This window comes from Acidimicrobiales bacterium (assembly GCA_036273495.1).
In the GTDB taxonomy this organism is placed as follows: domain Bacteria; phylum Actinomycetota; class Acidimicrobiia; order Acidimicrobiales; family JAJPHE01; genus DASSEU01.
The window spans coordinates 1-12526 of sequence record DASUHN010000397.1 but is presented as its reverse complement, the minus strand read 5'-3'; the positions used below and the strand labels follow the sequence as shown (position 1 = coordinate 12526).

The window sequence follows — 12526 nt, the reverse complement described above, 5'->3', positions numbered from 1 at the left end:
AGCGGGCCCGCGACGCGGTGGAGTCGAAGATGGGCAACGGCTCCGAGCCCCATCTGGTCCTGAACTGACCGGCTCCGGCCGGTAGGAGCCGAGGCGCCGCCAATCGGCGCCGGGCGCTACTCCTCGTCCAGGTAGTCGCGGAGGGGCTGGCTGCGCATCGGGTGGCGCAGCTTGGCGAGCGTCTTGGCCTCGATCTGACGGATCCGCTCGCGCGTCACGCCGAACACCCGCCCGACCTCCTCGAGGGTGCGCATCTGCCCGTCGTCGAGACCGAAGCGGAGGCGCATCACCTCCTGCTCGCGCTCGCTCAGCTGGCCCAGGGCGGTCTTGATGGCCTCGTTGAGGAGGGTGCGGGTGGCGGCGTCGACGGGCATCACCGCCCCCTCGTCCTCGATCACGTCCGAGAGGCTGAAGTCCTCGTCACCCATGGGCTGCTCGAGCGAGACCGTGTCCTGGTTGATGCGCTGGATCTCGCGTACCCGCTCGGCGGTCAGGTCGAGGCGGGCGGCCAGCTCCTCGGCGGTGGGCTCCCGGCCCAGCTCCTGGAGCATGGTGCGCTGCATGCGTGTGACCTTGTTGATCGTCTCGACCATGTGCACCGGGATGCGGATGGTGCGGGCCTGGTCGGCGATGGCGCGCGTGATGGCCTGGCGGATCCACCACGTGGCATAGGTCGAGAACTTGAAGCCCTTGGTGTAGTCGAACTTGTCGACCGCCCTCATGAGGCCCAGGTTCCCCTCCTGGATGAGGTCGAGGAACGCCATACCGCGGTTCCGGTAGCGCTTGGCGATCGACACGACCAGGCGCAGGTTGGCCTCGATCAACAGCTCCTTGGCCTTGAGGCCGTCGGCCACCATCAGCTCCTCCGGGCCGACGACACCGGGATCGGCCACGGTGCCGAAGTTGTCCTCCATGGTGGCGATCCGCTCGGCGGCGTGCAGGCCCGCCTCCACCCGGCGGGCCAGGGCCACCTCCTCGTCGGGACGGAGCAGGGGGACCTTGCCGATCTCCTTGAGATAGGCACGGACGGGATCGGCGCCGAACCCGCCGCTGCCACGGTCGTCGTCGTCGGGGCGGTCACCTGCGCCCCGGCGGCGCGCCGGCGCGACGGCGGGTGCGCGCGTCGTGGTGCTCGTGGCCCCGACCGTCGCCTCCTCACGCGCGGGGACGGTGGCGACGGCGGGCTCCGCCACGACCGTGGCGTCGGTAGCGAGGTCGTCCTCGGACTCGTCGATGTAGGTGATGCCCTCGGCGCGGACGCGGCTGACGACACCGTCGATCAACGCCGCGCTCAACTCGACCGCCTCGAGCACGGTCATGAGGTCATCCTGGGTGAGGAAGCCCCGCTCCTTGCCGACGGCGAGGAGCGCGGCGAACTGCTGCTCCTTCTTACCGACCGACACAGAGGAGTTGGCGTCGCTCAATTACCCCTACTCCCCCTCCGTTTGATCCGCCAACCAGGCTACCAGCCGCTTGCAGGACTCGACTCGTTCTTGCGGATCCGACAGCGCCTCGATCTGCAGCTTCAACCAACCGTTGCGGCGGGCCACTTCCCCGAGTTGATCCTCGGATACCTTGAGGGAGGCCAGACGGGCCACCTCCCGGGTCGCCGCGCCCCGCGCCAGGTCAGCCGTGGTGACGTCCACGTCGTCCTCCGAGGCGTCCTCCACGGCCAGGCGCTGGAGCAGCGCCGCCGCCTCGGGCTCGGCGGCGTCGATGGCCTCGTGGAGCGTCGATGCCCCGATGAGGGCCCGCAGGGCGGCCTGGTGGACGGGATCGGTGAACAGCTGTTCCTCCAGCCGGTCGGCAACCTCTTCGGGCCGGTGCACGGCCAGGCGGAGGGCATCCACCTCGACGACGGCGGCGGTCGGTCGCGTGCGGCGCGCTCCACCGTCGCCCGGCCCGGTGCGGCCCTGGGCGCCGGCCCGGGGTGGCGATGCCTGCGAGGGGCCGTCTTCGCGTCCGCCGGGGCCTGGACGCGTCACCCGCTGGCTCATCTCCCGCAGCCGGGCGGGGTCCATGCGGCAGCGTTCGGCCACCACCATCACGTACTGGTCCTTCACCAGCTGGTTGGGATGCTCGGCCACCACCGCCAGAGCCGCCTCGGCCGCCCGGGCCCGTCCCTCGGGCGTCGACAGATCAGCCGCGCCCAGCACGCGCTCGACGCGGAAGCCCATGAACGGTAGCGCGTCCTCGACCGCGGCGCGCAGGGCCTCGGGGTCCGAACGCGCCACGTCACCCGGGTCGGCCCCGGCAGGCAGGGCGGCCACGGCAATGTCCATCTCGAACTGTCGCTCCCACTCGTGGAACTTCTCGGCCGCGGCCTGTCCGGCCGCGTCGGCGTCGTAGGCAAGAACGACACGCCGCGCGAAATTCTTGAGCAACCGGAAATGACCGTCGGCGAGGCTGGTGCCGCAGGTGGCCACCGCCCGCGGCACCCCCGCCAGGAACATGCCGATGACGTCGGTGTAGCCCTCGCACACCACGACCTCGCCCTTCTCGACGATGCCCCCTTTGGACCAGTTGAGGCCGTACAGGGTGCGGTGCTTCGAGTAGAGCGGGGTGTCGGCCGAGTTCTTGTACTTCGGGGCGTCGGACCGGCCTCCCGGGAGCAGGCGGCCCCCGAACGCCACCGGGCGGCCTCCCGCGTCGAAGATCGGGAACATGATGCGGGCGCGGAACGCGTCCTGGCGCCGTCCACGACTGTTGACGAAGCCGAGGCCGGTGTCCCGTAGGACGTCGTCGGGCAGGCCGAGGGCGCGCGAGAGGGCGTCCCAGGCGTCGGGAGCCCAGCCGATCTTGAACCGGCGGACGACCTCGCCGTCGTAGCCGCGCGCCTCGCGCAGATATCTCCGGGCGGCGGAGCTGGCCGGTCCCGACAGCAGTTGCTCGTGGTAGTAGTCGACGGCTTTCTCCAGCGCCTCCTGCAGGACCTTGTGGCGCCGGCGCTCCCCTCCCGCCGCCTCGTCGTAGCGGAGCTGGATCCCCGCCCGCGCCGCCAGCGCCTCGACCGCCCCCACGAAATCGAGGTGCTCCATCTCCCGGACGAAGGTGATCACGTCACCGGACGCCTGGCACCCGAAGCAGTAGTAGAGGCCCTCCTCGGCGTTGACCGAGAACGACGGTGTCTTCTCGGCGTGGAACGGGCACAGCCCCACCCACCGGCGGCCCTGGCGCTTGAGGGCGATGTGCTCGCTGGCGACCGCGACGAAGTCGGTCTCGGCACGGACCCGTGCCACGTCCTCGTCGAGGATGGCCACTACGCCACCGCCAACCGGGCCACCACCGCTACACCGCTACGCGGTGGAGTTCCCCGCCGCCCCCACCACCGCCTGGGCGGCGGCCAGCCGAGCTATGGGCACCCGGAACGGAGAGCAGCTCACGTAGTCGAGACCGGCGTCGGCGAACAGCGCGATCGACTCCGGATCCCCTCCGTGCTCCCCGCACACCCCTAGCTTGAGCGTGGGCTTGGTGGCGCGGCCCCGCTGGGCCCCCATCCGAACCAGCTCTCCCACCCCGCCGGGGTCGATGGTCTCGAACGGGTTGCGGCTGAGCAGACCCGCCTCCAGATAGGCGTTCATCAACCGCCCTTCGACGTCGTCGCGGCTGAACCCGAAGGTCATCTGGGTGAGGTCGTTGGTCCCGAAGGAGAAGAAGTCGGCCGCTTCAGCTATCTCGTCGGCGCGGATGGCCGCCCGCGGCGTCTCGATCATCGTGCCGATGGTCACGTCGATCCCCTTCTTCTTGCCCCCGGTCGTCTCGGCAATGGCCTCCTCCACCCAGGAGCGGGCCAGGGCCAGCTCCTCGCGGGTGACGGTCAGCGGGATCATGACCTCGACGACGGGGTGCCCGCCGGCCGCCACCCGGGCCGCGGCCGCCTGCATCAGCGCCCGCACCTGCATCGTGTACAGACCCGGCTTCACCACGCCGAGGCGTACGCCGCGCGTGCCCAGCATGGGATTGGACTCCTGCCACGACCGGGCGGCGTCGTAGAGGCGCCGCTCCTCGGCGGTGAGCCCCTCGGTGGCCTCCTTGAGGGCCAGCTCCTCGGTCGAGGGAAGGAACTCGTGAAGGGGCGGGTCGAGGAGCCGGACGGTGACAGGCAGGCCGTCCATGGCCTCGAGGATGGCCTCGAAGTCGGTCTTCTGCGCCTGGCGCAGCTCCTCGAGGGCGGCGGCCTCCTCCTCGGGATCGGAGGCCAGGATCATCCGGCGAACGATCGGCAACCGGTCCTCCCCCAGGAACATGTGCTCGGTGCGGCACAGCCCGATGCCCTCGGCTCCGAACTGGCGGGCGTTGGCGGCATCGGGCCCGTTGTCGGCGTTGGCCCGCACCGCCAGCTTTCCGGCCCTGATCTGGTCGGCCCAGCCGAGCAGGGTGTGGAACTCCGGCGGGGGCTCGGGCGCCGACAGCTTGACCTCACCCAGCACCACCTCCCCGGTCGTGCCGTCGATCGAGATGGTGTCTCCCTGGTGGACGGTTGCGCCGCCCGCCGAGAACGTGGTTCCGGAGATCCGGACCGACTCGGCGCCGACCACGGCCGGCTTGCCCCAACCCCGCGCCACCACCGCGGCGTGGCTCACCAGCCCACCGCGGGAGGTGAGAATCCCCTCGGACACGATCATGCCGTGCACGTCCTCGGGGCTGGTCTCGGTCCGGACGAGGATGACCTTCTCCCCCCGCTCGGACGCCTCGGAGGCGGCGTCGGCGGAGAAGTACACCCTGCCGACCGCCGCGCCCGGGCTGGCGCCGAGGCCCTTCGTGAGCACCTCGAGGTCCGATGCGGCAAAGTGCGGGTGCAGCACCTGGTCCAGGTGCTCCCCGGTGACCCGCTGGACCGCTTCCTCCCGGCTGAGCTTGATGTGCTTGTCCCGGGTCATCTCGACCGCCATCTTGAGGGCAGCGGCGCCCGTCCGCTTGCCGACCCGGGTCTGGAGCATCCAGAGCTTGCCCTGCTCGATGGTGAACTCGGTGTCGCACATGTCGCGGTAATGGCGCTCGAGCCGCTCGAAGATGTCCATCAGCTGCTTGTAGATCTTCGGGAACCGGTCCTTGAGGGCCGAGAGCGGCTCGGTGTTGCGGATCCCCGCCACCACGTCCTCCCCCTGGGCGTTGACGAGGAAGTCCCCGTAGGCACCCTGGGCCCCCGTGGCGGGGTCCCGGGTGAAGCCGACGCCGGTGCCCGAGTTGTCGTCCCGGTTGCCGAACACCATGGTCTGGACGTTGACCGCCGTGCCCAGGTCGTGGGGGATGTGCTCCCGGTTCCGGTAGGCGATGGCGCGCGGCGAGTTCCACGACCGGAAGACGGCCTCGATGGCGCCGCGCAGCTGGTCCCCGGGCTCCTGCGGGAACGGCTTGCCGGTCTCCCGCTCGACGATCTGCTTGTAGGACCGCACCAGGTAGCGGAGCAGCTCGGTTGGGACGGCGGCGTCCGAGCTCGTGTCGGCGAGCTCCTTGGCCGCATCGAACAGCTCGTCGAAGCGAGCCCCCTCGATCCCGAGCACGATGCGGCCGTACATGGCGATGAACCGGCGGTAGGAGTCGTAGGCGAAGCGCTCGTCGCTGGTCTGCTTGGCCAGCCCCTCGACCGAGTCGTCGTTGAGGCCGAGGTTGAGGACGGTGTCCATCATCCCCGGCATCGAGAACCTGGCCCCCGAGCGCACGCTGACGAGCAGCGGGTCGGCGGGATCCCCCAGCCGCTTGCCCATGGCCTTCTCCAGCCGGCCCTGGTGCCGCTCCACCTCCCCGGTCAGGCCCTCGGGCCACCCGCCGCCCATGTACGACCGGCTGGCCTCGGTCGAGATGGTGAAGCCGGGCGGCACCGGGAGCTCCAGCACCGAGGTCATCTCCGCCAGGTTGGCGCCCTTGCCCCCCAGCTGGTCCTTCATCTGCATCGGCGGACGCCGGTGCTTGTGGTCGAAGCCGAAGACGTATGGCACGGCCCCAGCCTAAAGGAGACCGAGCCGCCCCCGGATCTCCTCCACCAGGCCCCCGATGGGCACGCGGACCTGCTCGGTCGAGTCGCGGTCCCGGATCGTGACCGCGTCGTCCTCCAGGCTGTCGAAGTCCACGGTCACGGCCAGCGGGGTGCCGATCTCGTCCTGCCGGCGGTAGCGGCGGCCGATGGACTGGGTCTCGTCGTAGTCGCACTGCCACTGCGGCCTCAGCTCGCTGAGGACGCGCTGGGCCAGCTCGAGGAGGGGCTCCTTCCGGGACAGCGGGAGGACCGCCACCTTGTTCGGCGCCAGCCGCGGGTGGAGGTGCAGCACGGTGCGCGCCTCACCGCCCACGGTGTCCTCGTCGTAGGCGGCCAGCAGGAACGCCATCATGGCGCGGGTGGCTCCCGCGGCGGGCTCCACCACGTGGGGGACGTAGCGCTCGCCCGTGGCCTGGTCGAAGAACTCCAGCTTCTCCCCGGAGTGCTGGGAGTGCTGGAGGAGGTCGTAGTCCGTCCGCTGGGCTACGCCCTCGAGCTCCCCCCAGCCCCACGGATAGGCGAACTCCACGTCGGCGGTACCCGAGGAGTAGTGGCTGAGCTCGTCGGTCTCGTGCTGGCGCAGGCGGAGCTTGTCCGGCGAGATCCCGAGGTCCTGGTACCACTGCATCCGCTCCGAACACCAGTACTCGTACCACTTGGGCCCGTCCCCCGGGGGGACGAAGTACTCGAGCTCCATCTGCTCGAACTCACGGGTGCGGAACACGAAGTTGCCCGGCGTGATCTCGTTGCGGAACGACTTGCCCACCTGGGCGATCCCGAAGGGGGGCTTCTTCCGGGCCGTGTTCAACACGTTGAGGAAGTTGGTGAACATTCCCTGGGCCGTCTCGGGGCGCAGGTAGGCCACCGACGCCCCCTCCTCGACGGGGCCCACGAACGTCTTGAACATCATGTTGAAGGGCCGGGCCTCGGTCAGGTCGGTCGACCCGCAGTTCGGGCACACCCCCTCGATCTGGTCCGCCCGCCAGCGCTCCTTGCACTTGCGGCAGTCGACCAGGGGATCGGTGAAGTTGGCCAGGTGGCCGGAGGCCTCCCACACCCGGGGGCTGGAGAGGATGGCCGCGTCGATGACCACCACGTCCTGGCGCAGCTGCACCATCGAGCGCAGCCACGCATCGCGCACGTTCCGGAGCATCAGCGCGCCGAGCGGCCCGTAGTCGTAGGTGGAGCGGAAGCCGCCGTAGATCTCGCTGGACGGGAACACGAACCCGCGCCGCTTGCACAGGTTCACCACCCGCTCCATGAGATCGTCAGCCATCGCCAGAATGTAATGGCACAGACGGGAGGCGGAGACCCTTTACGCCCGGTCCAGGACCCCCAGGCTGCGCAGACGGCGCTCCAGGTGGTGCTCGAGGGCCCGCGACGCCAGGCTCGACACCTCGTGCCAGCCCGCCGGCTCGGGCTCGGCCAGCACCCCGGCCAGGCCGCCGCCGAGGATGCGCCGCATGAGGGCCAGCGCGTCCGGGCTCAGCGCCACGCCCCGCCGGCAGGAGCGGCACAGGGCCCCACCCTGGTCGAGGTCGAAGGCCACCAGCGGCCCGGGCGAGCCACACCCCGCGCACTGGTCGAGCAGCGGCTCGAACCCCTCGGCGGAGAGGAGCTTGAGGAAGAACGCCGGCACGACGAGCTGGGAGTGCGACCCGGCCAGAGCCCGCAGGGCGCCCACCAGCATGTGGTACAGGCGGGGGTTGGCATGACGCTCCTGGGCCATCTGGTCGACGGCCTCGAGCATGGCGGTGGCCGCCGCCATCGCCTCGAGATCCTCGCGGATGGGACGGAAGTGCTCGATGCTCTCGGCCTGGGTCACCACGTCCAGCTCCCGGCCCTGGTACAGGAGCAGGGCGGCGTGGCCCAACGGCTCGAGGCGGGCGCCGAAGCGGCTCTTGGTCCGCCGGACGCCCTTGGCCACCGCCCTCACCTTCCCGTGGGACTCGGTGACGAAGGTGACGATGCGGTCCGCCTCCCCGAGCCGGATCGTGCGCAGCACCACCCCGCGGTCGCGGTACAGGCTCATCGGACGGCGCCGAAGCGGCGCTCGCGCTGCTGGTACTCGCGCACAGCGTCGTAGAGATGGTCCCGGCGGAAGTCGGGCCAGAGCACGTCGGTGAACACCAGCTCGCTGTAGGCCAGCTCCCACAGGAGGAAGTTGGAGATCCGGAACTCACCCGACGTCCGGACGACGAGATCGGGATCGGGGACGTCGGCGGCGTACAGGCGGGAGCGGATGGCCCGCTCGTCGATGCGCGACTCCGACACGCCGTCGGCCACCAGGGCGCGGACGGCGTCGACGATCTCGGCCCGCCCGCCGTAGTTGAAGGCCACGACCAGCGTCATGCGCCGGTTGGAGGCGGTGAGCGACTCCGACTCCTCGATGTGGCGGGTCAGCCGGCGGGGGACCCGCCAGTCCCGCCGGCCGATGAAGCGGATGCGCACGCCCTTGTCGTTGAGGTCGTCACGGTGGCGGGTGAGGATGCCCTCGTTGAACCGCATGAGGTAACGCACCTCGTCCACCGGGCGGCGCCAGTTCTCGGTGGAGAAGGCGTACACGGTGAGCCAGCGGATGCCGATCTCGAGCGCCCCGTCGACAACGTCGAGGAGGGCCTCCTCACCGGCGGCGTGGCCTTCGGTGCGCGGCAGGCCCCGGCGGGCGGCCCAGCGGCCGTTCCCGTCCATGACGCACGCCACGTGGGCGGGCACGCGGGCGCGGTCGATACCCCACGCTCCGGATCGATCCCCTTCATCGGGCACAGAAGGGCGAAGCTACCGCTCCCCTCCTCGCCTCTCGTGCAGCCCCCGGCCGAGCATCTCGGCCAGCGCCGCCAGCCCCCGCTGCCTGTCGGCCAGCAGCCCGACCCGGCTGCCGGGGCGGATGCGCTCGGCCCGCAGCTCGACGGTGAGGGCCCGGGCCCGGTCGGGTCCCATCATCTCGGTGACCAGGTCGATCCAGGCCCGGACGAACTGGGGACCGTGGGGGCGGGCCCACAGGATCGGTTCCACCACCACGTGGGCCAACTCGTGCAGGACGGTCAGCGGCCGGCGCGACCACCGGGGCATGTGCAGGACGTGGGACAGGCCCTCGGGCTCGATCGAGGACTCGTGCCAGGCCGGGGCACCGGTGCCGCCCCCGCCTCCCCCGGTGACCCTAACCGCCGAGGTCTCGGGGCAGAGCGCCCGCCACCAGGGCCGGCCCAGGAGCGAGTCGACGTAGGACTGCACGGCGGTCACCGTGACGAGCGGCGCCCCGCTCGGGACCCGGCCGGCGGCGGCGTACACCCGCCGGTCCCGACCGGTGAGCAGCTCCACGGCGGGGCCCCGCCGGACCTCCCAGCCGAGGGGCCGGGCGCCGACCAGGGCCTCGAGCGGTAGCTCGAGGGCGGCCGCCAGGGCCCTCATCTCCGACGTGAGGGGCCGGACCCGCCCGGCGAGCCGGCCGGACAGAGCCCGCGGGGACAGACCGATCAGAGCGGCCATGTCCGCCGTGCTGACGCCCTGGCTCCGCATGGCCGCCAGGGCCGCGTCGGCCCAAGCCGGCCTGGTCGGTCCCGTCGGGCGGGTGGGGACACCGCGCGCCAGCGGCATCCAACCAGTTTCCTCCTGTCAACCCCCCCGACAGTGGGATGGTCAGCCCCCCGACCCGAGCTGGACCGCCTTGACTACCAGCAGCACGACGGCCACGACCAGATAGATGCGCAGCGATCCCATCGCGATCTTCCGGCCGCGCGACCACTCGGGACGGCCCATCAGGGCCAGCGGCGGCATACGCCAGGTCCCCCGGCGGACCTTCTCCTCCCCGACCAGCCGCACCGTCGTTCCCGACGTCCTCCGGTTGGCCACGGCCACGACCAGCAGCCCGGCGACCATGACGGCCCCCAGGACCACGGTCAGGTGCAGCACGTCGACGTGCGGGAAGACGGTGGTCACCACCAGGATCAGGGACAGCATCAGCAGGGCGGCCACGATCACGAACGCCACCGCGTTGAGCCAGGTGCGGTTCACCCACGGGCCGAGGACGTCGCGGTCGTTGCACAGGAACAGCACGAAGACGGTCGCATTGGTCACGAGCAGCCCGGTCAGGGCCTGCACCAGTGTGGTGATCAGCCCCAGGGGGGCGTTCGGGATGAGGACGATGCCGGCCGCCACGGCCACCAGCACGGCGAAGCCGGCGTAGAAACCCTTGGCGTCCCGGAACCGGCGGTCCAGTGACTGGTGCGCTCCGAACACGTCGCCCACCGCGTAGGACGTGGCCAGGGTGACGGCGCCGGCGCCGATGATCGAGGCGTTGAGCAGGACGAGGGCGTAGAGCGTGCCGGCACCGTGGCCCAGGAACCGGCCCAGGCCGGAGGCCACCCCGGCCGCGTCCCGGAAGTGGCCGGTCAGGGGAGTGTGGCCGAAGGCGAAGGCGCACGTGGCCATCAGGGCCCCGGCGCCGACGAGGGTGATGACCGACCCGAGGACGGTGTCGGCCCGCTCGTAGTTGATCCAGCGCGGGGTGATGCGCTTGTCGACGATGTTGGACTGCTGGAAGAACAGCTGCCACGGGGTAACCGTGGTGCCGATGACGGCGATGATCAGCAGCACGGACGTGGAGTTGGCCCCGCCCTGCACGCCGGGCACGAACAGGTCGTGGAGTACCGGCCCCGCCTTCGGGTGACTGAAGACCGCCAGGGGGATCACCAGGAAGTTGGCGCCCACGAACAGGAGCATGAATCGCTCCCAGCGCCGGAAGCTCCCGCTGGCCGTGATGGCCACCAGCCCCGCCGCCGCGAGCGGCACGGCCACGTACCTGCTGACTCCGAAGTAGCCCAGGGCCAGGGCCACCCCGATGAACTCGGTGACGATGGTGAGGAAGTCGAGGACGAAGAGGTCTCCGACCGAGAACCAGCCCCAGAACCGGCCGAAGCGCTCGATGATCAGCCGGGCCTGGCCCACGCCGGTCACCGCGCCCAGGCGCACGACCATCTCCTGGTTCACGATCAGGATCGGGATGAGCAGGATCAGCGTCCAGAGGAGGCTGGTCCCGTAGTTCTGTCCGGCCTGCGAGTACGTCGACACCCCGCCGGCGTCGTTGTCCCCGACGGTGACGATGAGCCCGGGGCCGATGATGGCCGCCAGGGTGAGAAGGCGCTGCCGCCACCCGCGACGGGGCCCGAGGTCGTGCCCGGAGATGGTCCCCAGGGCGCCCCGGATCTCCCCGATGTGCGCGTCGTCGTCTGCCATACCCGACCCCTGTCGTCAGAGCTTTGGCACTGCCCGGCGTAGATCCGAAGGGATCAGCCACTTCGGTTCACCCCTTAACCCGGGGTGGACTGTTCTGACCCGGAGTGTCTCTCGACAGGTGGGGTCAGTGGCCTATGTCCGAGCAGACGCCTCACCGAACGAGGTGCGGCTGCTTGCGGCGATCCTAACTCCCGGGGCCCGGGCGGGCCAGCCCCTTGGCGCCCGTCAGTCGGGGGCCGACATGCCGTACTGGCGGCGCCATCCGGACGGCAGAAGGAGCTCCAGCACATCGTCGACGGTGATCTGTCCGAGCATCCGTCCGTCGTCGTCGGTCACCGGGATCACGGCCAGATTGAAGTCGGTCATCTTCCGCACGATCTCGTGGACGTCGGCATCCGGCTGCAGGGCAATGGGATCGGTCCGGATGACGCCGCCGAGCGGGGCGGACGGCGCGGCCCGGACCAGGTCGGCCAGCAGCACGGTTCCGGTCAGAACGCGGTCGTCGTCGACGGCGTACAGCACGCCCACCGCCTCGGCCGGGATCTTGGCGCTCCGCACCGCCTCGAGACAGTCGCTGACCTTCCCCGACTGTGCGACCTCGACGAACTCCGGGTTCATCAGGCCGCCGGCGGTCTCCGGGTGGTAGCTGAGGAGCTTGCGCACCTTGCGCTGGGCGGGCCCGGGCAGGAGCTGGAGTATCGGCAGCCGGCGCTCCTGGTCCAGGTCGGTGAGGAGGTCGACGGCGTCGTCGGGTGCCATGCGGGCCAGGATCCGCGCCGCCTCGGCGTCGGTGCGGGAGTTCAGGAACTCGACCTGGTGCTCGGTGTCGAGCTCCTCGAAGACGTCGGCCTCCAGCTCCCGGTCCTGGCCCACCGCCTCGATGATCTCCTCCCCCTCGTCGTGGGAGGCCGCCTCGACGAGGTCGGCTATGAGAGCGGGATGGAGCTTGGCCAGCTTGCGGAACGGGAGCCGGAGTCGGGCCGTCGGGACGTGGGACACGAACGGCTCGATCTGGGCCCAGTCGATGCACGGCCCCGCCTTCACCCGCCGGCGCAGGCCGCGCGGCAGGACGCGGCGCAGGACCGGCCGGGAGCTGGTGTCCACCCCCACCACCGTCCACCGCCCGTCGATGCACGCCAGCTCGATGTCGTTGGCCCGAACCAGCCGGGCCCCCTCGACGTGGATCACGTGGCGGGCGGAGAGGTCCTTGCCCAGCAGCACCTCGCCCCGGCGCCGCTCGAAGCGGCCCAGGTTGAGCGTCTCCCCCCGCAGCCGCACCCCCTCGGTCTCGACGGACTCGACCACGTCCATCGG

At 70.9% G+C, this 12526-nt stretch carries 9 protein-coding genes and 1 riboswitch; all 9 genes read right to left on the bottom strand.

Translation table 11 applies throughout. The features are described 5' to 3' along the window. Positions 1-116: 116 nt before the first annotated feature. Positions 117-1424, bottom strand: coding sequence for an RNA polymerase sigma factor RpoD (gene rpoD, locus VFW24_17380; protein ID HEX5268540.1), 1308 nt, complete (start codon positions 1422-1424; stop codon positions 117-119). A 6-nt stretch (positions 1425-1430) separates the two neighbouring features. After that, complete coding sequence (gene dnaG, locus VFW24_17375; GenBank protein HEX5268539.1) at positions 1431-3260, bottom strand: DNA primase; 1830 nt, start codon at positions 3258-3260, stop codon at positions 1431-1433. 36 nt (positions 3261-3296) lie between these two features. After that, complete coding sequence (gene ppdK / locus VFW24_17370) at positions 3297-5939, bottom strand: pyruvate, phosphate dikinase (protein ID HEX5268538.1); 2643 nt, start codon at positions 5937-5939, stop codon at positions 3297-3299. 9 nt (positions 5940-5948) lie between these two features. Beyond that, positions 5949-7253 carry a glycine--tRNA ligase gene (locus tag VFW24_17365; protein HEX5268537.1) on the bottom strand — a complete coding sequence of 435 codons (1305 nt, stop codon included), beginning with the start codon at positions 7251-7253 and terminating at the stop codon, positions 5949-5951. A gap of 39 nt (positions 7254-7292) precedes the next feature. Continuing rightward, on the bottom strand, positions 7293-8009 hold the full coding sequence (gene recO, locus VFW24_17360) for a DNA repair protein RecO (protein HEX5268536.1): 717 nt from the start codon (positions 8007-8009) through the stop codon (positions 7293-7295). Further along, entirely contained in the window at positions 8006-8743 is a 738-nt protein-coding gene (gene uppS / locus VFW24_17355) for a polyprenyl diphosphate synthase (protein ID HEX5268535.1), read from the bottom strand. Before uppS ends, recO begins: the two co-directional genes overlap by 4 nt. 12 nt (positions 8744-8755) lie before the next feature. Continuing rightward, on the bottom strand, positions 8756-9574 hold the full coding sequence (locus VFW24_17350; protein HEX5268534.1) for a helix-turn-helix domain-containing protein: 819 nt from the start codon (positions 9572-9574) through the stop codon (positions 8756-8758). Between the two features lie 42 nt (positions 9575-9616). After that, positions 9617-11212, bottom strand: a complete 1596-nt coding sequence (locus tag VFW24_17345; protein ID HEX5268533.1) for an NRAMP family divalent metal transporter — start codon at positions 11210-11212, stop codon at positions 9617-9619. Continuing rightward, positions 11213-11382, bottom strand: a riboswitch (M-box (ykoK) riboswitch). Positions 11383-11437: 55 nt separating this feature from the next. Continuing rightward, a partial coding sequence (locus VFW24_17340) for a CBS domain-containing protein (GenBank protein HEX5268532.1) occupies positions 11438-12526 on the bottom strand: 1089 nt, incomplete at its 5' end.